Below are 26,733 nucleotides of genomic sequence, written 5' to 3' on the forward strand. Positions count from 1 at the left end.
ATTTACTCTTGGCGCATTAACTACTACACTTTTTGTTGCCTGTGCAAGATTGGCAGGGCGAGCCACTATCACCGAGTCGCTTCAAGGCTCTTGGCTTATAGCTTTGGTTGCGGTTGGTATTAGCCAAACACACTATTGGAGTAAATATATTGTCCAGACTCGCTGAATTTCGTGCAGCCGAAAAGGCCCTTCAAGAGCAGCTCAAACAGCTGGAATCCCTGAAGAATGATGCCGGGCTCAAGAAAGAAATCGAATTCGAAGAGAAGCTCCAGGGCCTGATGAAAACCTACGGCAAAAGCCTGCGCGACATCATCGCCATTCTCGATCCGAACCCGGCAAAATCCAGCCTGCAACAGGCCTCAACCCCTAAAACCCGCCGCGCTCGCGTGGTCAAGGTTTATCAGAACCCGCACACGGGTGAGCTGATCGAGACCAAGGGTGGCAACCACCGCGGCCTGAAATCCTGGAAGGAACAATACGGTGCCGATACCGTTGACGCCTGGCTGCGCGGTTAAATCTTCGCAGTGATAAAACAAAGCCCTGCCCTGCAGGGCTTTTTCATGGACACTCTAAAAGACATGGACTAAAGAACGTTAAATCGATAGTGCCCGACTAACTTTCGGCTTAATCCTTTTGGGCATCCAAACATCATCGATCTCGTAACGCGTTGCCCCTTCGGTTAAAGTTGCAAGCTGTTGCGGGCCGCCGCTATTTCTTCCTGGCTCGCCTTATAAACCTCTGCCTGCCCCGCATACGAAAGTACATAGGCCTTATCGCCATCCACCGCGGCAACCAATGTTTGCGACAGCACATGCCGCCCGTTCTGGGTGATGGTGCAGGTGGTTTCCAGTGCCGATAAACGGCTCAAGCGCGTCTCGTGAATCTTGTTGCAAACACTTTGATAACCGCTCTGGAAGAAGTCTTTCTGGACGGCTTTGCGCATCTCCAGCAACACCCCCTCAAGGTTGACTTGATGCCCGCTTTCCACCTGCGTCATGGTCAACTCCATGACCAGTGTCGGCGTACCGCCCTGATCGTTTTTCACTGCACGCTGGCGCGAAACCTTCGACGTTGCGTCGTCGGGCACGATGGCTTCGATTTCCCAACCGATTGGCCAGGTGATCACCGGTGTCTGTGCGTGAACACAGGTCACGGTGGACAGTGCGCCAATCAAGACGAGGGTCGATACACGAAATCGGGACATTGCGCTAAACACTCAGGGGTTGAGCGGTAAAGTCTGAGCCGCGCCCGCCCATCAGGCAATAGCGCACGCTTCGGGTTTGGTGATGTCGCAACCCTTGCGTATCATTGCTGCCATTCGTTAGCCCCACTTATTTACCGGAGGGCCCATGAGCCTGCACGAATTGAACACCTTCCCTGGCGTCACCGCCCAACCTGACACCGCGACCCACAAGTTCGTCTTCAACCACACCATGTTGCGGGTCAAGGACATCACCAAGTCACTGGACTTCTACACCCGCATCCTGGGTTTCTCCCTGGTTGAAAAGCGCGACTTCCCGGAAGCCGAATTCAGCCTGTACTTCCTGGCGCTGGTCGATAAAAACCAGATCCCGGCCGACGCTGCCTCGCGCACCGAGTGGATGAAGTCGATTCCCGGCATTCTGGAACTGACGCACAACCACGGCACCGAGAACGACGCGGATTTCGCTTACCACAATGGCAACACCGACCCGCGTGGGTTTGGCCATATCTGCATTTCGGTGCCGGATATCGTCGCTGCCTGCGAACGTTTTGAAGCGCTGGGTTGCGATTTCCAGAAGCGCCTGAACGACGGCCGCATGAAGAGCCTGGCGTTCATCAAGGACCCGGATGCTTATTGGGTCGAGATCATTCAGCCAGCGCCGATGTAATCCGCATCACAGATTAAATGCTGGAGCGCAATTCCCGTGGGAGTGAGCCTGCTCCGGGCGGCGTTCCGACGATAGCGGTGGGTCACCAACAACCCATTTGACTGACCCTCGGCTATCGTCGGAACGCCGCCCGGAGCAGGCTCACTCCTACAAAGGCAATTCATCACATTCGAAATGTGTGAAGCACAAAAAACCCCATGATCGCTCATGGGGTTTTTGTGTTTTCAGCCTCGGCGTTTATGCCGGGGCCGACGTCCGGATCAAGTGATCGAACGCGCTCAGTGAAGCCTTGGCGCCCTCGCCCACGGCAATCACGATCTGCTTGTACAGCACCGTGGTCACGTCTCCCGCAGCAAACACACCCGGCATCGATGTCTCGCCTCGCGCATCAACAATGATCTCGCCGCGGGGCGACAGCTCAATAGTGCCTTTGAGCCAATCGGTGTTCGGTAACAGACCGATCTGCACGAAGATGCCTTCCAGTTCGACGGTACGCAGCTCGTCAGTTTGACGATCCTTGTATCGCAAGCCATTGACCTTCTGACCGTCACCGGTCACTTCCGTGGTTTGCGCACTGGTGATCACCGTCACGTTGGACAGGCTGTGCAATTTGCGCTGCAGGACGGCGTCGGCGCGCAGTTGCACGTCAAACTCCAGCAAGGTCACGTGAGCGACAATACCCGCCAGATCGATGGCCGCTTCGACGCCAGAGTTACCGCCGCCAATCACTGCCACGCGCTTGCCTTTGAACAGCGGACCGTCACAGTGCGGGCAGTACGCCACGCCTTTATTGCGGTACTGCTGCTCACCGGGGACATTCATTTCACGCCACCGCGCACCGGTCGCCAGAATCACGGTTTTGGCTTTCAGCGACGCACCGCTGGCGAAGTGAACTTCGTGCAGCTCGCCATTCTTGCCCGGCACCAGCTTGTCGGCACGCTGCAGGTTCATGATGTCGACGTCGTATTGCTTGACGTGTTCTTCCAGCGCCACGGCCAGTTTCGGCCCTTCGGTTTCCTGTACGGAGATGAAGTTTTCGATGGCCATGGTGTCCAGCACCTGCCCACCAAAACGCTCCGCCGCAACACCGGTACGAATGCCTTTACGGGCGGCGTAGATAGCAGCCGAAGCACCGGCAGGGCCACCGCCGACCACGAGCACATCGAAGGCTTCTTTGGCGCTGATTTTTTCCGCCTGACGCTCGATACCGCTGGTGTCGATCCTGGCGAGGATTTCTTCCAGGCCCATGCGGCCCTGACCGAAGTTCACCCCGTTAAGGTAGATACTCGGCACCGCCATGATCTGGCGCTCATCGACTTCAGCCTGGAACAGCGCGCCGTCGATGGCGACGTGACGGATGTTTGGGTTCAACACCGCCATCAGGTTCAGCGCCTGGACCACGTCCGGACAGTTCTGGCAGGACAGCGAGAAGTAGGTCTCGAAGCTGAACTCGCCCTTGATGGAGCGGATCTGTTCGATCACTTCAGCGCTGGCTTTCGATGGGTGGCCACCCACTTGCAGCAGGGCCAGCACCAATGAGGTGAATTCGTGGCCCATGGGGATGCCGGCGAAACGCAGACTGATATCGGCACCCGGGCGGTTGATCGAGAACGATGGTTTGCGCGCATCGTCACCGTTGTCGAGCAACGTAATGTGTGTGGAAAGACTGGCAACGTCTTTCAAGAGTTCGAGCATTTCACGGGATTTCGCACCGTCGTCGAGGGAGGCAACGATCTCGATCGGCTGGGTGACCCGTTCCAGGTATGACTTCAACTGGGCTTTTAAATTGGCGTCCAACATACGGGCGATTTCCTTTTTCTGAATTCGTAAAAAAAAACGCCCGAGCGAATCTCGCCCGGGCGTTTTTGAGGGCGGTGCAGCTTACTTAGGTGCGGGATACCGCCCTGATGGTGCGTGTCACAGACTTAGATCTTGCCGACCAGGTCCAAAGACGGAGCCAAAGTAGCCTCGCCTTCTTTCCACTTGGCTGGGCAAACCTGGCCTGGGTGAGCAGCGACGTACTGAGCAGCCTTGATTTTGCGCAGCAGTTCGGAAGCGTCACGACCCACACCGCCGTCGTTCAGCTCGACGATTTTGATCTGGCCTTCTGGGTTGATCACGAAGGTGCCACGGTCAGCCAGACCAGCGTCTTCGATCAGCACGTCGAAGTTGCGGGAGATGGTGTGGGTCGGGTCGCCGATCATGGTGTACTGGATCTTGCCGATGGCTGGCGAAGTGTTGTGCCAGGCAGCGTGGGCAAAGTGGGTGTCGGTGGAAACGCTGTAGATCTCGACGCCCAGCTTCTGGAATGCGTCGTAGTTGTCAGCGAGGTCTTCCAGTTCGGTCGGGCAAACGAAGGTGAAGTCGGCTGGGTAGAAGAACACGACCGACCATTTGCCTTTCAGGTCAGCGTCCGACACTTTTACGAAGTCGCCGTTTTTGAAGGCGTCAGCTTTGAATGGTTTAACTTGGCTGTTGATGATAGGCATCGATGACTCTCCGTCAGGGGTTGAAAAGTTGATGGAATGAATCGTACCTATTCAATTCCCCGATGGCTCATTGGCAAAGCTCATGCTGCTGATTGGTTTTGGCTATTAGCGGAGAGTATTAATAGAAGAAATGGGTATCTACAGGTTCTTGGGACCGATTGATCTTCGTCATCGACAGGCTCCATGTAGCAGCTGCCGAAGGCTGCGTTCGACTGCGCAGCAGTCGCAAAACCGGGCTCTCGGTGTGTCAGCTGGATCGTGCACGCAGGGTTTACGACTGCTGCGCAGTCGAACGCAGCCTTCGGCAGCTGCTACAGGTTTTGCGGAACGTCAGGGCGCGAGCGGTTTTTCAGTGAGTCGCGTCATGCCTGGAAACGGGCTCGCTTCCACATAACGCATGGCGGACTTCATGTCCTTCCAGCCGACATAACTCATCAGTGACTTCAAATCCCATCCGCTTTGATGCGCCCACGTGGCAAATCCGCGTCGAAGAGAATGGCTTGTGTAATGCTCGGCCGAGATGCCCGCGCGCTCTAGCGCCTGCCGCAGCAGCGGGATAACGCTGTTGGGGTGCAGGCCCTCCTCGCTCAAATGACCCCAACGGTCGATCCCCCGAAACACCGGGCCCCGCACCAGCGCGGCTTCGTTGATCCACTCGATGTAGGCCTGCACAGGACACAAACGCTGCAGCGCTGGCGTTTGGTATGTCTTGCCAAGGTTTTCGCGGTCACCCTTGGTGCGAGGCAGGTAAAGGTTGATGCCGGTGCCGGCGCTCGCTTGAACGTGCTCGATCTGTAGGCGGCACAGTTCATCGCTGCGAAAGCCACGCCAGAAGCCCATCAGGATCAGTGCGGTATCGCGCCGGGCTCGAAGCAGTGCTGATTGATCGCTTTCTAATTTAGCGGTCTGCACTTCCTGCTCCAACCAGGCGATCACCTGCTCAAGATGCTGCAGCTGCAAAGGTTCGGCCTGTTTCTCCTGGGCCGGATGAAGCGCGCGTATGCCCTTGAACACTTTGCGCACGACAGGCGCCTTGGTGGGATCGGCGAAACCCTGGCTGTTGTGCCATTGCGCAAGCGCCGATAAACGCAGCTTCAACGTGTTGATCGACAGCACACCGGCATGAGCCACCAGATAACGCGCGACGCTGTCTGCAGTTGCCGGCAGGAAGCCACCCCAGCTGACCTCGAAGTGTTCGATGGCCGCGCGATAGCTGCGACGGGTGTTGTCGCGTGTGGCGGCTTGCAGGTATCGATCGAGATCACTCATGGAAACGGCCTTGCACAGGGTATTGCGTACGGAAATATGGGTCAAAGCGCTTAGAAAATGCGATGACACGGGATAATACCAGTATATCCCGCATCATAAACTTACCTTATTTAACTTTACAATCAGCGTGGTACACTACTGTTTTTAGTGGTACGCACCACAGTACGTAATCGTAGGAGAGCACATGGCTCGCGGCGGCATCAACAAAGCAGTGGTTCAAACGGCACGCCTGGCAATCCTTGCCCGGGGCGAGCATCCCAGCATCGACGCAGTACGCATCGAGATGGGCAATACCGGCTCTAAAACCACTATTCACCGGTATCTCAAAGAGCTGGATGACGGCGTCGAACCCACAGAAACCCCGTCCGAACCCATCGACGACGAGCTGACAGCGCTGGTTTCTCGCCTTGCTCAGCGCCTCAAAGAACAGGCTCAGGAGCCCATCGACCAGGCTCGTGCCCAGTTCGACCAGCAGAAGAACGCACTCGATGCGCAGCTGGCGCAGGCACAGGAAGCCAACACCGAATTGCATCATCAGTACGAGATTCAGACGCTGGCGCTGACACAGGAATCGGACACGCTGCAGAACACCGTGGCCCTGTTGCAAACCGAACAGACCCGCAACGCCGGACTGAACCAGGCGCTGGCCGATTTCGAATTAAGGTTGCAAGACAAGGATGAGCAGATCCGCTCCCTTGAAGAGAAACATCTGCACGCCCGCGACGCTCTGGAGCACTACCGCAACGCGGTCAAAGAGCAACGCGAGCAGGAACAGCGACGCCACGAAGGACAGGTGCAACAGGTGCAGATGGAGTTGCGTCAGGCGCAGCAAAGCGCACTGGTGCGTCAGGACGAAATCACGCAACTGCACCGCGACAATGAGCGCCTGCTGACGGAAAACCGCGGAACGCTGCGCGAACTGAGCCTGCTGCAGGAACAGCTCAAGCAAACCCACAGCCGGCAGGACCAGTTGCTCGAACAGGTCAACCGGATCGACACCGAACGCACCCTCCTCCAGGAACGCTTGCGCGCAGCACTGTTGGAAAGCCAGTCACTCAAACAGAGCGTCGAGGAGCAGTCGCAGGCGAACAAGATGCTGGAGATTGAATTGCTCAAGACTCAGGCGAGTCTCGAAGAGCGCGTGCGACTGGCGGCTGTCGTTGCGACAGCGCCAGCCACAGCAGAGGCCGATTAACCCGCGACAGGCGTTCGCATGGTGACAAACTCTTCGGCGGCAGTCGGGTGCACCCCGATGGTGTCGTCGAAGTCGCGCTTGGTGGCGCCCGCCTTCAGGGCGATCGCCAGGCCCTGGACAATTTCACCCGCGTCTGGACCGACCATGTGGCATCCCAGCACCTTGTCGGTCTTGGCATCCACCACCAGTTTCATCAGGGTGCGTTCCTGGCATTCGGTCAGGGTCAGTTTCATCGGACGGAAGCGGCTTTCGTAGATCACCACGTCGTGTCCGGCGTCCCGCGCCTCTTCCTCAGTCAAACCGACAGTGCCGATGTTCGGCAAGCTGAACACTGCCGTCGGGATCATTTTGTAATCCACCGGGCGATATTGCTCAGGCTTGAACAGGCGACGCGCAACGGCCATGCCTTCCGCAAGCGCGACGGGCGTCAGCTGCACTCGACCAATTACATCGCCCAGCGCCAGTATCGAAGGCTCAGCCGTCTGATACTGTTCGTCGACTTCGACAAAGCCTTTCTTGTCGAGCTTGACCCCGGTGTTTTCCAGCCCCAGGTTGTCCAGCATCGGACGTCGACCCGTGGCGTAGAAAATACAGTCGGCGTGCAGCTCACGACCGTCCTTGAGGGTCGCTTTCAGGCTGCCGTCGGACTGTTTTTCGATACGCTCGATGTCGGCATTGAATTGCAGGTCCATGCCGCGCTTGGTCAACTCTTCCTGCAGATGCTTGCGCACCGAACCGTCGAAACCGCGCAGGAAAAGATCGCCGCGATAGAGCAACGTCGTCTCGGCGCCCAGGCCCTGGAAAATCCCGGCAAATTCAACCGCGATGTACCCACCGCCGACGACCAGCACACGCTTGGGCAGCTCTTTCAGGAAGAACGCCTGGTTGGAGCTGATCGCATGTTCATGCCCTGGAATTTCCGGGATCTGTGGCCAGCCACCGACGGCAATCAGGATGTTTTTTGCGGTATGACGCTCGCCATTGATCTCGACCGTATGGGGATCGACGATCTTGGCGTGGCCTTCATGCAAGGTCACGCCGCTGTTTACCAGCAGGTTGCGGTAAATCCCGTTCAGGCGATTGATCTCGCGATCCTTGTTGGCGATCAGCGTCGCCCAGTCGAACGTTGCCTCGCCCAGTGTCCAGCCAAACCCGGACGATTGCTCGAAGTCATCGGCAAAATGCGCGCCGTAGACCAGCAATTTCTTCGGCACACAGCCGACGTTTACACAAGTGCCACCCAGGTAGCGGCTTTCCGCCACGGCCACTTTCGCGCCAAACCCCGCCGCAAAACGCGCAGCCCGCACACCGCCGGAACCGGCACCAATCACATAAAGGTCAAAATCGTAGGCCATCTTCAATCTCCTCGGCAGGCCAACAGCATACCCGCAGACGCCGGCCGGGCAAGCGCAATACACGATATTGGAACGGACCCGACCTACAAAACCCGAAGAACCCTGTGTAGGAGCTGTCGAGTGAAACGAGGCTGCGATCTTTTGACTTTTTTTAAAGATCAAAAGATCGCAGCCTCGTTTCACTCGACAGCTCCTACAACAGCTTCTACAGGAACGAAAAAGCCACCCGAAGGTGGCTTTTTCAATACAAGTACGTCAGGCGCTATTAATAGGCCTTGCCAGTCTTGTAGAAGTTCTCGAAGCAGAAGTTGGTCGCGTCGATGTAGCCTTCAGCGCCACCGCAGTCGAAACGTTTGCCTTTGAACTTGTAGGCCATCACGCAGCCGTTTTGCGCCTGTTTCATCAGCGCGTCGGTGATCTGGATTTCACCGCCCTTGCCTGGTTCGGTCTGTTCGATCAGGTCGAAGATGTCCGGTGTCAGGATATAGCGACCAATGATCGCCAGGTTCGACGGCGCGTCTTCAGGCTTTGGTTTTTCAACCATGCTGTGAACGCGGTAGATGTCGTCGCGGATCATCTCGCCGGCAATCACACCGTACTTGTGAGTCTCTTGCGGATCGACTTCCTGGATGGCGACGATCGAGCAGCGGAACTGCTTGTACAGCTTGACCATCTGGGTCAGTACGCCGTCACCTTCAAGGTTGACGCACAAGTCATCCGCCAGGACCACGGCGAAGGGTTCGTCACCGATCAGCGGGCGACCGGTCAGGATAGCGTGACCGAGACCTTTCATTTCGGTCTGGCGGGTGTAGGAGAACGAGCAGTTGTCGAGCAGTTTGCGGATACCGACCAGGTACTTTTCCTTGTCGGTGCCTTTGATCTGGTTTTCCAGCTCGTAGCTGATATCGAAGTGGTCTTCCAGTGCGCGTTTGCCGCGACCGGTCACGATGGAAATTTCGGTCAACCCAGCGTCCAGGGCTTCTTCAACGCCGTACTGGATCAGTGGCTTGTTTACCACCGGCAGCATTTCTTTGGGCATGGCTTTAGTCGCTGGCAGGAAGCGAGTACCGTAACCGGCTGCTGGGAACAAGCATTTCTTGATCATAAAAGTCCTTGTAAGGGCTGTGTGTACGAGTTTCGGCGCAGTCTAATCAGGCGGCGGGCACCTTACAATGCCCCGCGCTGGCTAACCGATGCCATCATAGAGAAATATTCTGTCGGATAGTTCCGCAAACCGCTTCTGTAGAATGCGCCAGCTTCTATAGATAGCAGAGATCTTGCGTCCTGCATGCACCGGCAATCGGGCAGGCGTCGGATCACCATACGCCCATCGGCACCGTATGAGGGCATTTGGCGCTATCATTGCGCATTGAACCAAGCCAACGAGGCAGATAGATGTCGGAAGCAAAAAGCGTCAACGGGTTCCTGATCAATCAGGCGAAGGACGGGCAATGGTGGGTAGCCGGCGCCAATGGCGGTAATATCGGGCCGTTCCCTACCGAAGCCAGCGCGATTGAAGTGGCATCAGTGTTGCAACTTGAACACCCGACCACCAAACGACGCGGGAAAGACAAGACCTGATTTGAACTCATTCGTGACAAAGCCCTGCACCGTGCAGGGCTTTTTTGTGATGATCCGCAAAGAAGTGGCCTTTCGCTATAACCTTTTGATGCCAGCGCTGTCACAGGCTTAGCCCCATTACCCTGACGACGACAACGACATGAATAAATTTTTGCCCCTGATCGCACTATTGGCCCTTGGCGGCTGCGCAACATCCGAAACAACCTACCTGAACAACGGGGAACAAGGGCTTGCGATCGATTGCTCCGGGGAAGCCAATTCCTGGGCAACGTGTTACGAGAAAGCCGATGCATCGTGTGCCGGTACCGGCTATCGAATCGTAGGCACTGACGGCACACCTTCACTCAAGGAAAGCGACAAGACCTTGGGTGTCGATGTCGGCAACTTCAAAAACCGCAGTGTCGTGGTGGTTTGCAAGTAAGGCCCCGGCCCTACATGTGGATTTCGGCGAATTTGATTCCGAGACCTCGAACGGTCTCGATCAAATCGTCGAGACGACTGAAGGATTCGACTTCGTCGTTTTCATCGACCAGAAAGTAGCTACGCCCCTCGCTCTTCTTGAAAAACACGACCCACTCCCCTGAATTGGCCGGGTTCTGAATCACATGCGTGGCAGAAATCAGGCCCTCTGCATGACGTTCCCGTACCTGCTCTCTTTTCATTACTCGACTCCAGAAATGACAATGCCGCCAAAGCGTTGCTTTGACGGCATCAATGCGTGCGGACTGTAGTTTATCAGCCGGATATGCAGGCCGTGGCGGCATTTCGAACATCCCATGGGCGCAACGGCACATTGGAAATTCGCTCGTGCAGCTTGATGCTGCTGCCCGAAGAGCGATCTTCGATATCAAACACCGCGGCCGGCCCAGAGGTCAGCTTTTGCGGCACGATCACTCGAACACCGTCCTTGTGCGGTTCGATTTGCAGAGCACCCCGGCTACTGGCCAGCTTCTCGGTCAGGCACTGCGCATACTCCTGGGGCTTCTTGCCTGAGATCACGCTCATGGTTGGCAATGTTTCATTGATCTCCGAGACACTTGCGCAACCACCGATCGACAACGCCAACGGCAGAACCAAAACACCCCACTTCATACAAAACCTCCGATAAAGACCCTCCGACAGCACAAATGCCGTTTTTCTCCGAGGCTCACTGCGTTTATCGCTCATGGATCTCCAAATAACCGGTTTTAATTGTCAAAGTGGACCACGGCAGCCGGATAATAACCTGTTCGGGCTGATAAACTGCGCCAATCGCCCAAGCTATCGTTTTGATTTTGTAGAAAAAGCCCTTCTGGAGGCGCCTCATGAAATTTATCCACCAGCGCGAGCACCTCAACGAAGACGACATCGTCGTCATTCAATGCTCCCAAACCTGCAACATCCGCTTGATGAACGACGCCAACTTTCGCAGCTTCAAAAATGGCGGCCGTCATACCTATCACGGCGGAGCTTTTGACACGTTCCCGGCGCGAATTACTGCACCGAGTACCGGTTTCTGGAACATCACGATCGACACAGTCAACAACCGGGCCATCAGCGTGACCCGCAAACCGACCCTGACACATTCGATCAAGATCATCCGCCGCTCCAACTCGAAACTGAGTTGAGTAACGCTCCTACACGAAGACAGCAGGAATGACCGTGGCCCAAACGACCAAATACGTCATCAAATACAAACTCAACGGCGAGCGCCGTTTCGAGTTTGCACAGCTCGAAAACGGCACGACAGAAGAAGCCAAGGTCGCGCTGGATGCGATTCACGGCCATGGCGAAGACGTGATCAGCGAAATTAGCGTGAGCAAAGCGCTCTAAGCAGCAAGGCACCCGGAGCGACAGGACGTCCTGCTCCGCGCCTGCCAGAGTTCGACCGCAAGCGCCGGAGTGATTTCGCCGCAAGCCCGTCCCAGACTGCCACCTTTAACCCTGCGTTAAGGAGTCAGGACATGTTTGATGAGCGTTCGCTCGATGGATTCAACTGGGACGGTCTGCATCAACAACTCGACCAAGATGGCTGCGCCGTCATCAAGTCGTTGTTGAGTGATGAGGATTGCGCAGACGTCAGCGCGCTCTATTCGCAATTCGAGCCATTCCGCTCTCAAATCATGATGGCTCGCCATGGCTTTGGCCGCGGTGAGTACAAATACTTCAAGTATCCACTGCCTGAACTCGTTAGCCGCTTGCGTCGCGCGCTCTACCCTCGACTGGTGGCGATCGCCAATCGCTGGTACGAATGCATGGACCTGCCCACCCGATTCCCCGATCAACATGACGCGTTTATTCAGCGCTGCCATGCCGCTGGTCAGGAACGCCCCACACCGTTATTGCTGCAGTACGGTCCTCAAGACTACAACTGCCTGCATCAGGATTTGTACGGTGAACACGTCTTCCCACTGCAAGTTGCGATTCTTCTGTCAGAACCGGATGAAGACTTCACAGGTGGCGAGTTTGTGCTGACCGAGCAGCGCCCACGCATGCAGTCGCGCCCGCAAGTCATCGGTCTAAAAAAAGGCGATGGGGTCATCTTTGCGGTCAATCAACGTCCGGTCAAAGGCATTCGTGGTTACTACCGCGTTACCCTGCGCCATGGCGTGAGCCGTCTGCACAGTGGAAAACGGCATACCCTGGGAATCATCTTTCACGACGCGTTATAAGCCATGAACCCGACCACGTTAGACATGTTCGCCAACGTCGAACCCGAACAACCCCCCAGGCGCGAGCAGATGGGTGAACAATCCTGTGTGCTCAGGGGCTTCGTCCTGCCCTGGCTGGATAGATTGCTGCCTGAACTCGATGCGGTGCTGAAGGCAGCGCCTTTCCGGCAGATGGTCACGCCCGGCGGGTTCACCATGTCGGCAGCCATGAGCAGTTGCGGTACCTGGGGTTGGACAACCGACCGCAGCGGCTATCGCTATACCCGGCAAGACCCGCTGAATGGCGAGCGCTGGCCGGACATGCCTGAGGTATTTTTCCAACTGGCACAGGCAGCCGCGCGAGAAGCCGGATTTGAAGCGTTCGTGCCTGATTCCTGCTTGATCAATCGCTACGTTCCCGGTGCAAAAATGTCATTGCATCAGGACAAGGACGAAACGTCCTACGAGGCGCCCATTGTCTCGGTGTCCCTGGGGTTGCCGGCGATGTTCCTGTTCGGCGGGTTTGAACGCAGCGATAAATGCCAACGGGTGCCGCTGTTGCATGGCGATATTGTGGTTTGGGGCGGTGTCGACCGTTTGCGTTATCACGGGGTTTTGCCTATCAAGGAAGGTCAGCACCCGCGACTGGGCGAACAACGGATCAACTTCACGTTTCGTACCGCCCGATGAACATCCGAATTCAACCGCAAGCACCGGAGTGTGGTGGATGGGCCCAGGACTTAGTCTGAATGAAACGTCGCAACGGAGATGACGCAATGACCACTCATTCGACCAGGATCACCATCGAGAACGACCCGCGCTGGGCCGCCGTGGTTGCGCGCGACCCGCGTGCGGACGGGCAATTCGTGTATGCAGTCAAAACCACCGGCGTCTATTGCCGCCCCAGCAGTCTGGCGCGGTTGCCCAACCCGCAAAATGTCGAATTCTTCGACACCGCCGAACTGGCCCAGGCCGCGGGATATCGCCCCAGCAAACGCGCAGCAAAAGATCAGAGTGAGATCGCGGCGCAGCATGCGGCCACGGTCGCCGCTGCCTGCCGGCAGATCGAAGAGGCCGAGGAGCTACCGGCGCTCAGTGACCTGGCGTTAGCGGCAGGGCTCAGCAGCTTTCACTTTCACCGGGTGTTCAAGACCGTGACCGGGCTGACACCCAAGGGGTACGCCCGCGCACATCGCTCTCGCAAAGTGCGCGAGCATCTGGGCAATGGCGGCTCGGTCACTGATGCGCTGTACGACGCCGGCTTCAATTCCAATAGCCGGTTTTACGCAGCGGCGGACCATGTGCTGGGCATGAAACCCGCTGATTACCGAGCCGCCGGCCAAAACAACGACATCAGGTTTGCCGTCGGCCAGTGTTCGCTGGGGGCGATCCTGGTGGCGCAAAGTGAACGCGGCGTTTGCGCGATCCTGCTGGGCGATGATCCGCATCAACTGGTCTGCGATCTGCAGGACAAATTCCGTAGAGCCAATTTGATTGGCGCCGATCACGCGTTCGAGCAACTGATCGCCAAGGTGGTTGGTTTTATCGAGGCCCCGGCGCTGGGCCTGGACTTGCCGCTGGATCTGCGCGGTACCGCGTTTCAGGAGCGGGTCTGGCTGGCATTGCGCGAGATTCCTGTAGGCAGTACGGCCAGCTATGCCGAAATCGCGCAGCGTATCGGCGCGCCGAAATCCTACCGCGCCGTGGCTCAAGCCTGTGGTGCCAATAGCCTGGCGGTGGCGATTCCTTGCCACCGGGTGGTGCGCAGTGATGGCGATCTTTCGGGGTATCGCTGGGGGGTTGAGCGCAAGCGGCAATTGCTGGAGCGCGAGGGGCGGTAAATTTTAAGATCAAAAGATCGCAGCCTCGTTTCACTCGACAGCTCCTACAGGGATGATGCGTACAAGCTGTAGGAGCTGTGTAGGAGCTGTCGAGTGAAACGAGGCTGCGATCTTTTGCTTTTGCTATGAGCGATTCACATCTACGACCACTCTCCCCCGCAACTGACCCGCCAGCAACCGCGGAGCCGCCTCGATCACCTCGCTCAATCCGATCTCATGGCTGATCAGCGGCAACAATGCGACGTCCAGATCCCGCGCCAGGCGATTCCAGGCCAGCACACGCCTGGCTGTTGGCTGCGTCACGCTATTGATACCGGCCAGGGTGACGCCGCGCAAAATGAACGGGGCAACAGAAGCCGGGAAATCCATCCCTTGTGCCAGCCCGCACGCTGCAACGGTTCCGTTGGATTGAGTGGCGGCGCAGGCGTTGGCCAGGGTATGGCTGCCGACTGAATCGATGACCGCCGCCCAGCGTTCCTTGGCCAACGGCTTGCCCGGCTCGGACAATGTGGCACGATCAATGATGTCACTGGCACCCAATTGCTTGAGGTACTCATGCTCGGAAGTCCGGCCCGTGGACGCAACCACCCGATAGCCCAGCTTGCTCAGCAATGCGATGGCGAAACTGCCTACGCCTCCGTTGGCACCCGTGACCAGTACTTCGCCCTGTTCCGGCGTCACACCGTTGTGTTCCAGCGCCAGGATACTCAGCATCGCCGTATAGCCCGCCGTGCCAATGGCCATCGCCTGGGCCGCTGTAAACGCTTCGGGCAACGGAATCAGCCAGTCGCCGTTCAGGCGCGCTTTTTGCGCCAATCCACCCCAGTGTCCTTCACCCACACCCCAGCCATTAAGTAAGACGTTATCCCCGACTTTGTAGTCCGGATGCTCACTGCTTTCGACAGTACCGGCCAGATCGATGCCCGGCACCATCGGGAACTTTCGCACCACCGGGCTGCTACCGGTAATCGCCAGGCCATCCTTGAAGTTCAGCGTGCTGTACGCCACGCGCACCGTCACATTGCCTTCGGGCAATTGATCCTCGTTGATCGCTTGCAGTGTGGCCTGGTAACCGCTGTCATCTTTGTTGATCAGAATGCCGTTGAACATTGATGCCTCCTGAGAAAACTTGCAGAGTGGGTGCCGTTTAAATAGCACTTGGCACTGTGTTGCCCTACCCGACTTTAAGCCAATCCGGACTTTTATGTGGCGGGCGATGGGTTGGGCTGGCCTTGCGCCAGGCATTAAGATACACATTCGGCTCCACCGCCCTGCCCTGTTAATTCGCCGGAGAGCACACCCAATGAGTCAATGGCCAGACACGCGCATTCTCGACCTGTTAGGCATCGAACTGCCCATCATCCAGGCCCCCATGGCCGGTGCGACCGGCTCGGCCATGGTCATCGCCGCCAGCAACGCCGGTGGCCTGGGCTCGATGCCCGCCGCCATGCTGAGTACCGATCAGTTGCGTGAGGAACTGACGACCATTCGCCAGCAGACCCAGCGGCCGTTCAGCGTCAACTTCTTCTGCCATCAACCTCCCGCACCAGATGACCAGCGCGCCCGTGAATGGAAAAACCTGCTGGAACCTTACTATCGCGAACTGGGCGTCGACTTCGACGTACCGACGCCGGTGTCCAATCGCGCCCCCTTCGATAACGCCACCTGTGAAGTGATCGAAGCGCTCCGTCCGCCCGTGGTGAGTTTTCATTTCGGCCTGCCAGAAAAATCCTTGCTGGATCGGGTCAAGGCGACCGGGGCGACAGTGCTGTCTTCGGCCACCACCGTCGAAGAAGCCATCTGGCTTGAGCGTCACGGCTGTGATGCGATCATCGCCATGGGCTATGAGGCGGGAGGTCATCGTGGAATGTTCCTGAGCGATGATCTCAGCAGCCAGGTGGGCACCTTCGCGCTCGTGCCACAGATTGTCGACGCGGTGACCGTGCCGGTGATTGCAGCAGGCGGCATCAGCGACGCTCGCGGTGTCGCGGCGGCGTTTCTGCTGGGCGCGTCTGCGGTGCAGGTCGGCACCGCGTACTTGTTTACACCGGAAGCCAAGGTCAGCGCTTCACACCACAAGGCGCTGCGAACGGCCAAAGAAAGTGACACCGCCGTGACCAATATTTTCACGGGACGCCCGGCACGGGGAATTCTCAACCGGGTGATGCGCGAACTCGGGCCGATCAGCAACAAAGCGCCGGCCTTCCCACTCGCAGGCGGCGCTTTGATGCCGTTGCGAGCCAAAGGAGAAGCGGATTTCAGTAACTTGTGGGCAGGTCAGGCGTTCACGCTTGGGGTGGAGTTGACCACGGCAGAGCTGACCCGACGGCTGGCGGAAGAAGGCCTGGCGAAGTTGATTCGTTAGAACAACATCTCGACCCTGTAGCAGCCGGCAACCGTGGCGAGGGGATTCATCCCGTTGGGTCGCGTAGCGGCCCCAATCTTACGACTGCTGCGCAGCCGAACGGGGATAAATCCCCTCGCCACAGCGCAGCCGGACTGGGCGGTGCGACGTTTCGCTGAATCCCCTCGCCACAGGCCCAGCCGAACACAGGCTGCGCCAGCTGCTACACGGTTTATCGCCACTCAGATGTATACAATCCCGTTCCGTTTGCAGGCATTTCGCTATATATTCCGCTACATAGCGTTTACCCACCTCGCTGTACTGCCAACTACGGAGCCGTTTCATGACCCTTCGCGTCTCACGTTTTGCCCCCACAGCCATTGCCGCCCTGATTGCGGTATTCGCCTTTGGCTCTGCTCAGGCGGACGAAGTTCAGGTTGCCGTCGCGGCCAACTTCACCGCGCCGATTCAGGCCATTGCCGCTGATTTCGAGAAAGACACCGGGCACAAACTCGTGGCTGCTTACGGTGCGACGGGCCAGTTCTACGCCCAAATCAAGAATGGCGCGCCGTTCGAAGTGTTCCTCTCGGCAGACGACACCACCCCGCAAAAACTTGAAACCGAAGGCGATACGGTCAAGGGCTCGCGCTTCACTTACGCCATTGGCACGCTGGCGCTGTGGTCGGCCAAGGAAGGTTACGTCGACAGCAAAGGCAAAGTGTTAAGCGACAACCCGTATCAGCACCTGTCCATCGCCAACCCGAAAGCGGCGCCTTACGGACTGGCGGCCACCCAGGTGTTGGCCAAACTGGGCCTGACCGACCAGGTCAAAGGCAAGATCGTTGAAGGCCAGAACATCACTCAGGCCTATCAGTTCGTGTCCACCGGCAACGCCGAACTTGGCTTCGTCGCCCTTTCACAGATCTACAAGGACGGCAAAGTCACGGGCGGTTCGGCCTGGATCGTTCCGGCCGACATGCACGACCCGATCAAGCAGGACGCGGTGATCCTCAACAAAGGCAAGGACAACCCGGCCGCCAAGGCGCTGGTTGAATACCTCAAAGGTCCAAAAGCCGCCGCTCTCATCAAGTCCTACGGTTACCAACTCTAAATGACGCTATCGAGTGCCGACTTCGCCGCGATCTGGCTGACCCTGAAACTCGCGTCGCTAACGACGATTATCCTGCTGGTGATCGGCACTCCGATCGCGTTATGGCTGTCGCGCACCTCGTCCTGGTTGCGCGGACCAGTCGGGGCGATCGTCGCCCTGCCGCTGGTCCTGCCGCCCACGGTGATTGGCTTTTACTTGTTACTGGCACTGGGCCCTCACGGGTTTATCGGCCAGTTCACCCAGTCACTCGGGCTCGGCACCCTTACCTTCAGTTTTGCCGGGTTGGTCATCGGCTCAGTGCTCTACTCGATGCCCTTCGTGGTTCAGCCGCTGCAAAACGCTTTTTCCGCCATCGGCACCCGCCCACTGGAAGTCGCCGCAACGTTGCGCGCCAATCCCTGGGACACATTTTTCAGCGTGATCCTGCCACTGGCGCGACCCGGTTTCATCACGGCGGCAATACTCGGTTTTGCTCACACCGTGGGTGAATTCGGCGTGGTGCTGATGATCGGCGGCAACATTCCGGACAAGACCCGGGTGGTCTCAGTGCAGATTTACGATCACGTCGAAGCCATGGAATACGCCCAGGCCCATTGGTTGGCCGGTGCCATGTTGGTCTTCTCTTTTGCCGTGTTGCTGGCGCTCTATTCCAGCCGCAAAACCAAAACGGGCTGGAGCTGATCGATGATTCATACGCGCCTTAAACTCAGTTATTCCGGGTTCGCCCTGGACGTGGACCTGCAGTTGCCGGGTCGTGGCGTAACCGCGCTGTATGGGCACTCCGGCTCCGGCAAGACCACCTGCCTGCGCTGCATCGCCGGTCTGGAAAAAGCCGATCAGGGTTTTATCCAGGTCAACGATGAAGTCTGGCAGGACAGCGAAAAGCACCTCTTCGTCCCCCCGCATAAACGCGCGCTGGGCTATGTTTTCCAGGAAGCCAGCCTGTTTCCTCACCTGTCAGTGCTGGCCAATCTGGAGTTTGGTCTCAAACGAATCCCGAAAGCACAACGCCGGGTCGACATGGCCCACGCCACTGAACTGCTCGGGATCGGCCATCTGCTGGACCGACATCCCCAGCATCTGTCGGGCGGCGAACGTCAGCGCATCGGCATTGCTCGTGCTCTGCTCACTAGCCCGAAACTACTGCTGATGGACGAGCCGCTCGCCGCGCTCGACAGTCGGCGAAAAAACGAAATCCTGCCTTACTTGCAGCGGTTGCACGATGAACTGGACATCCCGGTTTTGTACGTCAGCCATTCTCAGGATGAAGTGGCGCGGCTGGCCGACCACATCGTTTTACTCAACGACGGTAAAGCGCTGGCCAGCGGCCCGATTGGTGAAACCCTCGCGCGCCTGGACCTGCCTCTGGCAATGGGCGATGACGCCGGCGTGGTGATCGAAGGCCACGTCAGTGCCTACGACGCTGACTACCAACTGCTGACGTTGCAACTGCCGAATACCGACATGAGCATTCGCGTGGCCCACGCGCCCATGGTCCAAGGCCAGGCGTTGCGCTGCAAAGTTCACGCACGGGATGTCAGCCTGAGCCTGCAGAGTGTCGAGCAAAGCAGCATCCTCAATCGCCTGCCCGTCACTGTGATCAGTGAAATGGGTGCGGACAACGCCGCTCACGTGCTGGTACGCCTGGACGCAGCGGGCACACCCTTGCTGGCACGCATTACGCGTTTTTCCCGAGACCAACTGGCCATACACCCGGGCCAGCAACTCTGGGCGCAGATCAAGGCGGTGGCCGTGCTGGCGTAAATCCGCTGGCACGACTGCAAAAGTGCGCGGTCAATGGCTGTAACGGCCCCTGATTTTGCGCCAAGGAAAACCGCCATGCCCGATACCGCGTTGCCTGATGTGCTGCCACCGGACCTGCATTATGTCGATGACACGCAGCCTGGAATCACGCGCAAGAAATTGCGCGGCAAGTTCTGTTATTTCGATCCTTCAGGTCAGCGCATCACTGACCCGGATGAAATCAAACGCATCAACGCCCTCGCCGTCCCACCGGCCTACATTGACGTGTGGATTTGCGCCGACCCGCGCGGTCATCTGCAAGCGACCGGTCGCGACGCTCGCGGGCGTAAGCAATACCGTTACCACGCGCGCTGGCGCGAAGTCCGCGACGCGGATAAATACTCACGTCTGAGGGATTTCGGACTGGCACTGCCGAAACTGCGCAAGCAGCTCGAGGCGTTGCTGGAGGCTCCAGGCTTCAGTCGCGAGAAAGTCATGGCCACTGTGATTACCTTGCTCGACGCCACCCTGATCAGGGTCGGCAACACCCAATATGCCCGTGACAACCGTTCGTATGGCCTCACCACCCTGCGCAGCCGTCACGTTGAGGTCAATGGCAGTGCCATCCTGTTTCAATTCCGCGGCAAAAGCGGCGTTGAGCACCAGATCACCGTGAAAGACCGGCGCCTGGCACGGATCATCAAGCGTTGCCTGGAGATTCCCGGGCAAAACCTGTTTCAGTACCTGGACGAAAACGGCGAACGCCATACTGTCAGCTCCTCCGATATCAACGCCTACCTGCAAACCCTCACCGGCGCAGATTTCACCGCCAAGGATTACCGCACCTGGGCCGGCAGCGCGCTGGCGTTGTCGGTTTTGCGCGAACTGCACTGGGAGCCGGAATCGGATGCCAAGCGGCATGTGGTGGAAATGGTAAAGAACGTCGCCAAACAACTGGGCAACACCCCTGCGGTCTGCCGCAAGTGCTACATCCATCCGGCAGTGCTGGACGGATTTCTGCTGGGTGCACTGGCCGAACTGCCGAAACCCAGAACGCGCAAAGGACTACGGGCTGAGGAAGTCGGGCTGGCGATGTTTCTGGAGAAAATGGTCGAGGCTGCCCAAAGCTCTGATTTGCGGTGACCCCAGAACGCTGGTCTGTGGTTTCCCCTGTAGGAGCTGCCGAAGGCTGCGATCTTTTGATCTTGATCTTCTTCGGCGTGAAAAAAGATGAAGATCAAAAGATCGCAGCCTTCGGCAGCTCCTACAGGGAATCTTGAACGATGCTGAATCCTCGTCTAGGCTAGCCGCCTTCTCCTTCCCTCCAGGACGACCTTCGACGTGAACAACTAAGCCTTCCAAAAATGTTTCCACGACAAGCTGCCAACGGCGCTTGTTGGTCTTTCGACATTTTTCCGGAGGTGCCTATGACTCACGTCACGCGTCTGCCTGCACTCGTTTCACTGAACCAACTGGGTTTCAAGTTCGCCAATGGCGAAACCGTTTTCGACGCCTTGACCCTAAGCTTCGACCGCGTTCACACAGCCATCGTCGGCCGTAATGGCATTGGCAAAAGCGTGCTTGCCCGCTTGATCGCCGGCCAACTCAAACCCACCTCGGGAACACTGGATGTCCGGGCAGCGGTGGGTTATGTGCCGCAAACATTTTCTCTAAACGACGAGCAAACTGTCGCCCATGTGACGGGCACCGCAGACGCGCTGATGGCGTTGTCGCGTGTGCGCATGGGCAATGCTTCGGATGAAGATCTCGAGAACCTGGCTGGACGCTGGGATGTGGCGGACCGGCTGCGCTCGCATCTGGACGACGCGGGGCTTTTCGACGTTCGGCACGACACCCTGACTCACCTCCTGAGCGGCGGACAACAAGCGCGGATCGCATTGATCGGCGCGTTTCTCGGGCAGGCGCAACTGCTGGTGCTGGATGAACCCACTAATCATCTGGACACGGAAGGACGTCAGTGGCTGAAGCGCAAACTTGCACAATGGCGCGGCGGGTTGATTGTTGTCAGCCATGATCGACAACTGCTCAATCAGGTTGATCGGATCGTCGAACTCACGCCGCTTGGATCAAACGTCTTTGGCGGCAACCATGAGGCCTTCCGGGCTCAACAAGCGATCGACCAAGCGGCTAGCCGTGCAACGCTTGAGCGGGTACGCACTGATCGCAAGCGCGATCGGGTTCGTTTGCAACGTGAGCACGACACGGTTCAGCGACACGCTGCCTGCGCCCTTAAAAAGGCTGAAAGCGCCAACGTATCGGGCTTCGAACGCGCAAAAATGAAGGGCGCGGCCATGGATGCCATGGGGCCCATTCACCGGGCACATAAAGCCCGCAAAGACATGCTCGATGTTCGGGTATCCGACGCCAACGCCAGAAAACTGCTCGATGAGCCCGTCATGGTGTACTTGCCCGGCACGCAGATCCCGACGACCAGGCAAGTGCTGACGCTGGTTGACGTGCAGCTACCCTGGCAGCCAGCGGACGCAGCGCCTTTAAGCCTTTCGCTCGCGGGGCCCGTGCGCATCGTTGTGAGTGGCCCGAACGGTTGCGGCAAGTCGACTTGGATACGAATGCTCGCGGGGGAAGTCGAGCCAGTCAGTGGACAGTGCAGTACTCACGTGCCCTGCGCTTTTCTGGATCAGCAACTGGCGTTACTGGATGATCAGCGTTCCATCCTGGAACAACTGGCGCTGTTGGATACACCGCTGACAGAAGGCGCATTACGCAGCCATTTGGCACATTTGCAGCTGGGCGCAAACCACGTCACCCGACCGAGCGGTTTACTCAGTGGCGGAGAACGCTTGAAGGCAGCAATCGCTATTGCGCTGTGGCAGCAAACACCCGCACAACTGCTGCTGCTCGATGAACCGAGCAATCATCTCGACCTGGAATCCATTTCGGCCTTCGAAACAGCGTTGCAGGCGTTTCCCGGAGCAATCGTGGCGGTCTCGCACGATCCGCATTTTCTCGCCGCATTGGCACCGACTCATGCGCTCAAGTGGCAGCCGGAGGGATGGCATTTATCGACGATGGATGACCGCGATCAGACGAACTGAACCGTCCTGGTTTTGCACGATTGCAAATGGCTTCTATAGTTGATGTGACAGAAATCAGCTGCGGTGGTGCCATGGAAGACATTTTCGTCGTGAAGCGTTGCAACAAGATCATCATCCATGGCCGCCGAGCCGGGGAAGTCAGTCATCAACCCCCCGACGCTGCTGTCTGGTATCGAATTGCCGATACTCGCACTCGCGGCTTCATCGGTGACGGCTTCGATCTTGAGGAAGACGCTCGGCACGCATGCCAACAGCTTAATGCCAGGTCCCGCGTGACGGCCCGACAAGGCTGACAGGCGGGTCTATACTGAAAAAAGCTGAAGGAACAGCGTCCCCATCGGCAGAAAGCTCGCACCTCGCGGGCTTTTTGCTGCCATTGCCAGGTTTCTTGAACGGAGGTGTTACATGTCCGAAAAAGAGTCCATCACCACCCTGCTCACCTTGCTTGATTCACGCCAGGCGCGTTTGGCTGCGGCGTGCAAGGAAATCGCCGACTGGGTCGATCACCAAGGCGGACACCCGACTGCCCTGCGAATCCGTGATCGCCTGAACGATATCGAGAAAGACACACCGTTGATCCGCAATACACTGTCTTCGCTCAAACCCGTCGACCGGCCGCTGCCACGTTTCAGATAGTCTGATCGGGATACTCGATTCGCGGACATGGCCTGATCCAGGACGCATGAACGGCGGCGTTATCGCTACCGGGTGCGTCCTTGCCTGACTGCTGCGGCAAAACCGCCTGGCCTTGCGCCGGGATTTTTTTTGCCCCTACCTTTCACGTCGCTTTCACATTGATTGCCTTACTTTGGCATCACTCCTTTGATGAATCCCCTTGGCCCGCCCGCATGCGGGCCATTTTTTTGCCATTTTTCGCACTAGCGAACGTCGTCGCGCACAGAAGGTCAAAACATTACACGTCACAAAGGAGACGTCTAATGGTTACTCACTTCAGCGTCAGCGGGCATCTCGCCTGCGGTCATCAAGGCAAAAACCTGATTTCAACCCGCGAATTGAATCGGGTGAAATGCAGGAGTTGCCGAAATACCGACGCCTACAAAGATGCACGCAAGGATCAACGTAACTCGGTACGCCGGGCTGCACGCAAAGCCAAAGTCACACATACCGCCAATGACTGGCGCGCGGCCTGGGTCGAGCGCCTGACCGCGCTGGCCGGACGACAGCGATTGCCTCGCGGATTTACCGGTCAACCTTTCGTTTAGCTTGATGGTCGGCGGCTGGGTCCGGTCATCGGTGCTCAGCCGCCCTTGCTGAAGAGGAAATCCTGATGAACAGTCGATTCCTGCTTGTAGTCATCGTCAGCCTGAGTCCGACCCTGGTCATGGCCCAAGGGTGTGACGTGATGACCCGCTCCCAGAGCCCTTCAGTTCCGGTTGTTGAATCCCACACCTGTTACGAATACGAAGGCATGCCGGTAGACGCCATCGACTGGTCATGCAGCAATGAAAGCAAGGAGATGCTCACCAACACCAAGAAAAAAGTCGAACAATGTGGTGATCATTATCAAGCCAGCTGCCTGGCGACGCTGACGCAAGAATCCCTGGCGAACCCTCAGTCCATCAGCAGGGACAAAAACAGCCAGTCGGTCAACATCCCCGACAATGCCCAAATCACCACGTACTACTACGGGGCCGAGCACTTGAATCAATCAAAGATCGACTGCGAAACCGGTGGCGGTAGTTGGAAAACCAGATAGAGACCAGGTAGTAGGCTGAACATTACAAAGGTGAAGCTGACATCCCTGCAGAGACTCCATTGGGTTGTTGTTCATTCGGGTAAACTGCCGAGCAGTTGCTTTACTCGACAGCGACATCAAGCGTGCACCATGAGGCTTTGGATTCTCTAAACCGGGCGCTGGACCGGATCGGAATTGGCGAAAGTCGCAGGGTTGCGACGCTTCATTGACGACCGCCACGAATCTGGACAAAGGCTTATCCCATGGCTCACTCATTCAAATACCAGATAACCGAATCCGTTCGCGTCGTAGAGATTGAGGTGGGAAAACTGCTCGATTTAGCCTCGATGCTCAAAGACGATGGGAATGATGCCCTGTCAACGGCTGTCTTGGATCAGGCTAACAAACTGCTTGAGGCTTCGGTGGCGCTGAGAATCGCGATGGCGGGCTGACTGCTCGAGTCATTTCTAATCCGTCTCCTTTTTTTTGTTTACCCGTCACGTTCTCGTCACACTGTTCCCTCACACTGCAATCAGCCAAAAGGATTTGGCCACGTGCAAAAGAAAGCCCGGCCTAGTGCCGGGCTTTCGCGTTTTACTGCGCTAGAGCAATCGAACTCATTCAAGCGCCTGATTCAGGATCGCTAGCAGGCATGCCGCGAGCCTCCTGTTCATTTTCGTCCTGATCGTTCATCTGCGGGTCGGCGTCCGGGTTAGCGACGCGGCTGGTCGTACCCGCTTCTGGATGCTCACTCGATACAGAGTCAGCGGCAGCAACGTCCGCCATATCCTCATCGACAGGCGACTCATCGTCCGCAGGCAACGGGACCTCTGGATCAGTTCTTCTAGGGTCGTGGCCCGTTTCGTTATCGGTGCCACTCATTACGCCCTTCTGGGAAACATTCCCAGGTGCATTTTCGTCAATGTCCATACTCGCTCTCCCTTGTGAAACGCAGATTTGTGCGTGCTTAACATTGAGAGACGGCAGAGGATCGTAAGTGCCATACGATGGATGAACGGCGGATACAGAAAACCCAGCGCGATGGCTGGGCTTATGAAGGGACATATCCTGCGCGTTGAAGGATCGTTGCAACTATGGCTAGTAGACTTGACCTAGTGCAAATTATTGGCCGCTTTAACGGCGGCATTGTAAGAACTCATCATCGCATTAATGGACGAATCCTGCTTCAGCGCTTTGTACTGACGCATGAAGCCAATGGCGTGGGTCAATGCGCTATGTACGTTATCCATACTACTTTTAGCAACAGGATCTTTGACGTCGGTGAGTGCCTTGCGTAAACCTTCCAGAGAAGCCTCCAATTTAGGCAAGATGGTGTCCGCAGTCGGCACATCCTTTTGGCTCATCGCATTAACCATGTCAGTCCCCAACATCAAGCTGCTGAGCGTGTAGTACAACGGCATATTACCTTCTTTGCGGAAAGCTTCAGCCTCTTCCGTTTGCGCTCGCCGCTGGTAGGCAGACAGCGCTTCATCCATCAGCCCCAAGCTGTCCATGGCGTCCTGAAAGGCTGCCTGCGTTGCGGGGTCTTGGGCCTTCCCTTTTGCCAGATTATCTTCCCTATAACTGCCGCCGTTAAAGTAAGGCTCGATCTCATCAATCCGTGCAATGACAACAGGTAGAGTTCTTAGCAGGCTGTCAGCAGCAGCATCTGCCCCCTCTGAACCAGGCGCAGATAACGCACGGCCTTGTTTGAGAGCATTGATGGCGTTTGTGTAGTAGCTACTGGATTTCGGAGCATGAAGCATGTCGGTGGACTTCGCGCGATCAAGCTTCATTTCACGGTACAGTCGGATAGACCCCATCAGTCCAAAAGTATTGTCCAGCAAGCCGTTGTAGGCTTTGACGTAAAGATTGAATTTTTGCTGTTCTACCGCGGCGGCGGAGTCAATCTGCTCGCCAGCAGAAGTCTGAGACTTGTCGGGCGAGCTGGAATTGTCGCAGCCTTGAAGAGCGAACAACGTTCCAGTCAATGCACATACAGCAACGACTTTTTTGAAAAGATCAAAACCTGGGATAGGCATTGGGCAATCATCCTTGAAATTGGTATTTATGGTTGCAGCAGTCAGACTGAGCGGGATAGGCAAGGTTCCGTTCACGATTCAATGAAACCGTCGTAGCCCCACCACCGGTCACGGAGGGCGACGTCTGTTCTCACCATTTATTGGAAAGGTAAAGCATGAGGCAACCGACACCGGTAGCGACGAGTCCTTTAGATATCTCGTACACGGATCCGTGGCCTTCAACGAACAGGTATATTTTTGAGATCAAAAGAATTAGTGCGAAGAACAACACGATAATTGATATCCAGCGCTGAGCCCGATACCTGCTTTTTTCACTGCCGTACCAAAACATCACAATCCTCCCTGAATTCACAAACCTGACAATACATTATGCTGCACATCCGGTCTCGGAGGTCGGCGCCTACCCGGGGTACCCGAATGCCTGTTCTCCACAGCATCACCCACAAAATCGACGAGAAGCCCGACAGCAGTCGAATTCAGATGTGCTGG

At 57.1% G+C, this 26,733-nt stretch carries 32 protein-coding genes; 21 read left to right on the forward strand and 11 right to left on the reverse strand.

Annotated elements, in window-relative coordinates:
- Positions 1 to 149: 149 nt before the first annotated feature.
- Positions 150 to 515, forward strand: a complete 366-nt coding sequence (locus ACA063_RS15355; protein WP_497662317.1) for a histone-like nucleoid-structuring protein, MvaT/MvaU family — start codon at positions 150 to 152, stop codon at positions 513 to 515.
- 164 nt (positions 516 to 679) lie between these two features.
- On the opposite strand, the gene ACA063_RS15360 is transcribed toward ACA063_RS15355, so the two are convergent.
- A complete protein-coding gene (locus ACA063_RS15360) occupies positions 680 to 1,204 on the reverse strand; it encodes a DUF4946 domain-containing protein (RefSeq protein ID WP_497662318.1) in 525 nt (174 codons plus the stop codon).
- A 145-nt stretch (positions 1,205 to 1,349) separates the two neighbouring features.
- Here ACA063_RS15360 and gloA point away from each other — a divergent pair, with 145 nt between their 5' ends.
- Entirely contained in the window at positions 1,350 to 1,871 is a 522-nt protein-coding gene (gene gloA, locus ACA063_RS15365; protein ID WP_497662319.1) for a lactoylglutathione lyase, read from the forward strand.
- 237 nt (positions 1,872 to 2,108) lie between these two features.
- Here gloA and ahpF read toward each other — a convergent pair whose 3' ends face one another.
- From ahpF to ACA063_RS15380, 3 genes are all read right to left on the reverse strand, one after another.
- Positions 2,109 to 3,671 carry an alkyl hydroperoxide reductase subunit F gene (gene ahpF, locus ACA063_RS15370; protein WP_497662320.1) on the reverse strand — a complete coding sequence of 521 codons (1,563 nt, stop codon included), beginning with the start codon at positions 3,669 to 3,671 and terminating at the stop codon, positions 2,109 to 2,111.
- 125 nt (positions 3,672 to 3,796) lie between these two features.
- Complete coding sequence (gene ahpC, locus ACA063_RS15375) at positions 3,797 to 4,360, reverse strand: alkyl hydroperoxide reductase subunit C (RefSeq protein ID WP_497662321.1); 564 nt, start codon at positions 4,358 to 4,360, stop codon at positions 3,797 to 3,799.
- A 330-nt stretch (positions 4,361 to 4,690) separates the two neighbouring features.
- Positions 4,691 to 5,629 carry a site-specific integrase gene (locus ACA063_RS15380; RefSeq protein ID WP_497662322.1) on the reverse strand — a complete coding sequence of 313 codons (939 nt, stop codon included), beginning with the start codon at positions 5,627 to 5,629 and terminating at the stop codon, positions 4,691 to 4,693.
- 184 nt (positions 5,630 to 5,813) lie between these two features.
- Between ACA063_RS15380 and ACA063_RS15385 the strand changes: the two genes are divergently transcribed.
- Complete coding sequence (locus ACA063_RS15385; RefSeq protein WP_497662323.1) at positions 5,814 to 6,824, forward strand: DNA-binding protein; 1,011 nt, start codon at positions 5,814 to 5,816, stop codon at positions 6,822 to 6,824.
- Here the strand turns inward: ACA063_RS15385 and gorA are convergent.
- Both gorA and galU read right to left on the reverse strand, forming a co-directional pair.
- Positions 6,821 to 8,179, reverse strand: coding sequence for a glutathione-disulfide reductase (gene gorA, locus ACA063_RS15390; RefSeq protein WP_497662324.1), 1,359 nt, complete (start codon positions 8,177 to 8,179; stop codon positions 6,821 to 6,823). The two genes, ACA063_RS15385 and gorA, sit on opposite strands and share 4 nt — an antisense overlap.
- A gap of 265 nt (positions 8,180 to 8,444) precedes the next feature.
- Positions 8,445 to 9,284, reverse strand: coding sequence for a UTP--glucose-1-phosphate uridylyltransferase GalU (gene galU, locus ACA063_RS15395; protein WP_010460715.1), 840 nt, complete (start codon positions 9,282 to 9,284; stop codon positions 8,445 to 8,447).
- Positions 9,285 to 9,574: 290 nt separating this feature from the next.
- On the opposite strand from galU, the gene ACA063_RS15400 reads away from it, so the two are divergent.
- Entirely contained in the window at positions 9,575 to 9,760 is a 186-nt protein-coding gene (locus tag ACA063_RS15400; RefSeq protein WP_497662325.1) for a hypothetical protein, read from the forward strand.
- 139 nt (positions 9,761 to 9,899) lie between these two features.
- Positions 9,900 to 10,181: a hypothetical protein gene (locus ACA063_RS15405; protein WP_162436494.1), complete on the forward strand. Its 282-nt coding sequence runs from the start codon at positions 9,900 to 9,902 to the stop codon at positions 10,179 to 10,181.
- Positions 10,182 to 10,191: 10 nt separating this feature from the next.
- Here the strand turns inward: ACA063_RS15405 and ACA063_RS15410 are convergent, their stop codons facing one another.
- The gene (locus ACA063_RS15410; protein WP_497662326.1) at positions 10,192 to 10,422 is read right to left on the reverse strand and encodes a hypothetical protein; all 231 of its coding nucleotides are present in this window, start codon (positions 10,420 to 10,422) and stop codon (positions 10,192 to 10,194) included.
- A 73-nt stretch (positions 10,423 to 10,495) separates the two neighbouring features.
- On the reverse strand, positions 10,496 to 10,852 hold the full coding sequence (locus ACA063_RS15415; RefSeq protein WP_497662327.1) for a hypothetical protein: 357 nt from the start codon (positions 10,850 to 10,852) through the stop codon (positions 10,496 to 10,498).
- A 212-nt stretch (positions 10,853 to 11,064) separates the two neighbouring features.
- On the opposite strand from ACA063_RS15415, the gene ACA063_RS15420 reads away from it, so the two are divergent.
- The 5 genes from ACA063_RS15420 to ada all read left to right on the forward strand — a co-directional run bounded on the left by ACA063_RS15420 (position 11,065) and on the right by ada (position 14,231).
- A complete protein-coding gene (locus ACA063_RS15420) occupies positions 11,065 to 11,367 on the forward strand; it encodes a DUF1883 domain-containing protein (protein ID WP_497662328.1) in 303 nt (100 codons plus the stop codon).
- A gap of 28 nt (positions 11,368 to 11,395) precedes the next feature.
- Positions 11,396 to 11,572, forward strand: a complete 177-nt coding sequence (locus tag ACA063_RS15425; RefSeq protein ID WP_497662329.1) for a hypothetical protein — start codon at positions 11,396 to 11,398, stop codon at positions 11,570 to 11,572.
- A gap of 131 nt (positions 11,573 to 11,703) precedes the next feature.
- On the forward strand, positions 11,704 to 12,411 hold the full coding sequence (locus ACA063_RS15430; RefSeq protein WP_497662330.1) for a 2OG-Fe(II) oxygenase: 708 nt from the start codon (positions 11,704 to 11,706) through the stop codon (positions 12,409 to 12,411).
- A gap of 3 nt (positions 12,412 to 12,414) precedes the next feature.
- On the forward strand, positions 12,415 to 13,080 hold the full coding sequence (gene alkB, locus ACA063_RS15435) for a DNA oxidative demethylase AlkB (protein ID WP_497662331.1): 666 nt from the start codon (positions 12,415 to 12,417) through the stop codon (positions 13,078 to 13,080).
- Between the two features lie 86 nt (positions 13,081 to 13,166).
- Entirely contained in the window at positions 13,167 to 14,231 is a 1,065-nt protein-coding gene (gene ada, locus ACA063_RS15440; protein WP_497666534.1) for a bifunctional DNA-binding transcriptional regulator/O6-methylguanine-DNA methyltransferase Ada, read from the forward strand.
- Positions 14,232 to 14,354: 123 nt separating this feature from the next.
- On the opposite strand, the gene acuI is transcribed toward ada, so the two are convergent.
- Positions 14,355 to 15,341 carry an acrylyl-CoA reductase (NADPH) gene (gene acuI, locus ACA063_RS15445; RefSeq protein WP_497662332.1) on the reverse strand — a complete coding sequence of 329 codons (987 nt, stop codon included), beginning with the start codon at positions 15,339 to 15,341 and terminating at the stop codon, positions 14,355 to 14,357.
- Between the two features lie 193 nt (positions 15,342 to 15,534).
- On the opposite strand from acuI, the gene ACA063_RS15450 reads away from it, so the two are divergent.
- The 11 genes from ACA063_RS15450 (at position 15,535) to ACA063_RS15500 (ending at position 24,654) form a co-directional block, all read left to right on the forward strand.
- Positions 15,535 to 16,596: an NAD(P)H-dependent flavin oxidoreductase gene (locus ACA063_RS15450; protein WP_497662333.1), complete on the forward strand. Its 1,062-nt coding sequence runs from the start codon at positions 15,535 to 15,537 to the stop codon at positions 16,594 to 16,596.
- 322 nt (positions 16,597 to 16,918) lie between these two features.
- Positions 16,919 to 17,686 (forward strand): molybdate ABC transporter substrate-binding protein, encoded by a 768-nt coding sequence (modA, locus tag ACA063_RS15455; RefSeq protein ID WP_497662334.1) that lies wholly within the window; start codon positions 16,919 to 16,921, stop codon positions 17,684 to 17,686.
- Positions 17,687 to 18,367 (forward strand): molybdate ABC transporter permease subunit, encoded by a 681-nt coding sequence (modB, locus tag ACA063_RS15460; protein WP_497662335.1) that lies wholly within the window; start codon positions 17,687 to 17,689, stop codon positions 18,365 to 18,367.
- A 3-nt stretch (positions 18,368 to 18,370) separates the two neighbouring features.
- Positions 18,371 to 19,450 (forward strand): molybdenum ABC transporter ATP-binding protein, encoded by a 1,080-nt coding sequence (gene modC / locus ACA063_RS15465; protein ID WP_497662336.1) that lies wholly within the window; start codon positions 18,371 to 18,373, stop codon positions 19,448 to 19,450.
- Between the two features lie 75 nt (positions 19,451 to 19,525).
- Positions 19,526 to 20,572, forward strand: a complete 1,047-nt coding sequence (locus ACA063_RS15470) for a DNA topoisomerase IB (protein ID WP_497662337.1) — start codon at positions 19,526 to 19,528, stop codon at positions 20,570 to 20,572.
- 284 nt (positions 20,573 to 20,856) lie between these two features.
- A complete protein-coding gene (locus ACA063_RS15475; protein ID WP_497662338.1) occupies positions 20,857 to 22,506 on the forward strand; it encodes an ABC-F family ATP-binding cassette domain-containing protein in 1,650 nt (549 codons plus the stop codon).
- Between the two features lie 71 nt (positions 22,507 to 22,577).
- The gene (locus ACA063_RS15480; protein ID WP_497666535.1) at positions 22,578 to 22,799 is read left to right on the forward strand and encodes a hypothetical protein; all 222 of its coding nucleotides are present in this window, start codon (positions 22,578 to 22,580) and stop codon (positions 22,797 to 22,799) included.
- A 112-nt stretch (positions 22,800 to 22,911) separates the two neighbouring features.
- Complete coding sequence (locus tag ACA063_RS15485; RefSeq protein ID WP_140671772.1) at positions 22,912 to 23,142, forward strand: hypothetical protein; 231 nt, start codon at positions 22,912 to 22,914, stop codon at positions 23,140 to 23,142.
- Positions 23,143 to 23,444: 302 nt separating this feature from the next.
- A complete protein-coding gene (locus ACA063_RS15490) occupies positions 23,445 to 23,729 on the forward strand; it encodes a hypothetical protein (RefSeq protein WP_497662339.1) in 285 nt (94 codons plus the stop codon).
- A gap of 65 nt (positions 23,730 to 23,794) precedes the next feature.
- Positions 23,795 to 24,223, forward strand: coding sequence for a hypothetical protein (locus ACA063_RS15495; protein ID WP_497662340.1), 429 nt, complete (start codon positions 23,795 to 23,797; stop codon positions 24,221 to 24,223).
- 242 nt (positions 24,224 to 24,465) lie between these two features.
- Entirely contained in the window at positions 24,466 to 24,654 is a 189-nt protein-coding gene (locus tag ACA063_RS15500; protein WP_497662341.1) for a hypothetical protein, read from the forward strand.
- 169 nt (positions 24,655 to 24,823) lie between these two features.
- Here ACA063_RS15500 and ACA063_RS15505 read toward each other — a convergent pair whose 3' ends face one another.
- The gene (locus tag ACA063_RS15505) at positions 24,824 to 25,132 is read right to left on the reverse strand and encodes a hypothetical protein (protein WP_497662342.1); all 309 of its coding nucleotides are present in this window, start codon (positions 25,130 to 25,132) and stop codon (positions 24,824 to 24,826) included.
- 182 nt (positions 25,133 to 25,314) lie between these two features.
- Positions 25,315 to 26,244 carry a DUF3829 domain-containing protein gene (locus ACA063_RS15510; RefSeq protein ID WP_497662343.1) on the reverse strand — a complete coding sequence of 310 codons (930 nt, stop codon included), beginning with the start codon at positions 26,242 to 26,244 and terminating at the stop codon, positions 25,315 to 25,317.
- Between the last annotated feature and the right edge of the window lie 489 nt (positions 26,245 to 26,733).

It is taken from the genome of Pseudomonas sp. LBUM1643, from assembly GCF_059716215.1.

What these genes read in the sequence shown, in the direction of transcription:
- ACA063_RS15360 (WP_497662318.1), bottom strand. Translation starts at nt 1,204, where the DNA reads ATGTCCCGATTTCGTGTATCGACCCTCGTCTTGATTGGCGCACTGTCC.
- gloA (WP_497662319.1), top strand. Translation starts at nt 1,350, where the DNA reads ATGAGCCTGCACGAATTGAACACCTTCCCTGGCGTCACCGCCCAACCT.
- ahpF (WP_497662320.1), bottom strand. Translation starts at nt 3,671, where the DNA reads ATGTTGGACGCCAATTTAAAAGCCCAGTTGAAGTCATACCTGGAACGG.
- ahpC (WP_497662321.1), bottom strand. Translation starts at nt 4,360, where the DNA reads ATGCCTATCATCAACAGCCAAGTTAAACCATTCAAAGCTGACGCCTTC.
- ACA063_RS15380 (WP_497662322.1), bottom strand. Translation starts at nt 5,629, where the DNA reads ATGAGTGATCTCGATCGATACCTGCAAGCCGCCACACGCGACAACACC.
- ACA063_RS15385 (WP_497662323.1), top strand. Translation starts at nt 5,814, where the DNA reads ATGGCTCGCGGCGGCATCAACAAAGCAGTGGTTCAAACGGCACGCCTG.
- gorA (WP_497662324.1), bottom strand. Translation starts at nt 8,179, where the DNA reads ATGGCCTACGATTTTGACCTTTATGTGATTGGTGCCGGTTCCGGCGGT.
- galU (WP_010460715.1), bottom strand. Translation starts at nt 9,284, where the DNA reads ATGATCAAGAAATGCTTGTTCCCAGCAGCCGGTTACGGTACTCGCTTC.
- ACA063_RS15400 (WP_497662325.1), top strand. Translation starts at nt 9,575, where the DNA reads ATGTCGGAAGCAAAAAGCGTCAACGGGTTCCTGATCAATCAGGCGAAG.
- ACA063_RS15405 (WP_162436494.1), top strand. Translation starts at nt 9,900, where the DNA reads ATGAATAAATTTTTGCCCCTGATCGCACTATTGGCCCTTGGCGGCTGC.
- ACA063_RS15410 (WP_497662326.1), bottom strand. Translation starts at nt 10,422, where the DNA reads ATGAAAAGAGAGCAGGTACGGGAACGTCATGCAGAGGGCCTGATTTCT.
- ACA063_RS15415 (WP_497662327.1), bottom strand. Translation starts at nt 10,852, where the DNA reads ATGAAGTGGGGTGTTTTGGTTCTGCCGTTGGCGTTGTCGATCGGTGGT.
- ACA063_RS15420 (WP_497662328.1), top strand. Translation starts at nt 11,065, where the DNA reads ATGAAATTTATCCACCAGCGCGAGCACCTCAACGAAGACGACATCGTC.
- ACA063_RS15425 (WP_497662329.1), top strand. Translation starts at nt 11,396, where the DNA reads ATGACCGTGGCCCAAACGACCAAATACGTCATCAAATACAAACTCAAC.
- ACA063_RS15430 (WP_497662330.1), top strand. Translation starts at nt 11,704, where the DNA reads ATGTTTGATGAGCGTTCGCTCGATGGATTCAACTGGGACGGTCTGCAT.
- alkB (WP_497662331.1), top strand. Translation starts at nt 12,415, where the DNA reads ATGAACCCGACCACGTTAGACATGTTCGCCAACGTCGAACCCGAACAA.
- ada (WP_497666534.1), top strand. Translation starts at nt 13,167, where the DNA reads ATGACCACTCATTCGACCAGGATCACCATCGAGAACGACCCGCGCTGG.
- acuI (WP_497662332.1), bottom strand. Translation starts at nt 15,341, where the DNA reads ATGTTCAACGGCATTCTGATCAACAAAGATGACAGCGGTTACCAGGCC.
- ACA063_RS15450 (WP_497662333.1), top strand. Translation starts at nt 15,535, where the DNA reads ATGAGTCAATGGCCAGACACGCGCATTCTCGACCTGTTAGGCATCGAA.
- modA (WP_497662334.1), top strand. Translation starts at nt 16,919, where the DNA reads ATGACCCTTCGCGTCTCACGTTTTGCCCCCACAGCCATTGCCGCCCTG.
- modB (WP_497662335.1), top strand. Translation starts at nt 17,687, where the DNA reads ATGACGCTATCGAGTGCCGACTTCGCCGCGATCTGGCTGACCCTGAAA.
- modC (WP_497662336.1), top strand. Translation starts at nt 18,371, where the DNA reads ATGATTCATACGCGCCTTAAACTCAGTTATTCCGGGTTCGCCCTGGAC.
- ACA063_RS15470 (WP_497662337.1), top strand. Translation starts at nt 19,526, where the DNA reads ATGCCCGATACCGCGTTGCCTGATGTGCTGCCACCGGACCTGCATTAT.
- ACA063_RS15475 (WP_497662338.1), top strand. Translation starts at nt 20,857, where the DNA reads ATGACTCACGTCACGCGTCTGCCTGCACTCGTTTCACTGAACCAACTG.
- ACA063_RS15480 (WP_497666535.1), top strand. Translation starts at nt 22,578, where the DNA reads ATGGAAGACATTTTCGTCGTGAAGCGTTGCAACAAGATCATCATCCAT.
- ACA063_RS15485 (WP_140671772.1), top strand. Translation starts at nt 22,912, where the DNA reads ATGTCCGAAAAAGAGTCCATCACCACCCTGCTCACCTTGCTTGATTCA.
- ACA063_RS15490 (WP_497662339.1), top strand. Translation starts at nt 23,445, where the DNA reads ATGGTTACTCACTTCAGCGTCAGCGGGCATCTCGCCTGCGGTCATCAA.
- ACA063_RS15495 (WP_497662340.1), top strand. Translation starts at nt 23,795, where the DNA reads ATGAACAGTCGATTCCTGCTTGTAGTCATCGTCAGCCTGAGTCCGACC.
- ACA063_RS15500 (WP_497662341.1), top strand. Translation starts at nt 24,466, where the DNA reads ATGGCTCACTCATTCAAATACCAGATAACCGAATCCGTTCGCGTCGTA.
- ACA063_RS15505 (WP_497662342.1), bottom strand. Translation starts at nt 25,132, where the DNA reads ATGGACATTGACGAAAATGCACCTGGGAATGTTTCCCAGAAGGGCGTA.
- ACA063_RS15510 (WP_497662343.1), bottom strand. Translation starts at nt 26,244, where the DNA reads ATGCCTATCCCAGGTTTTGATCTTTTCAAAAAAGTCGTTGCTGTATGT.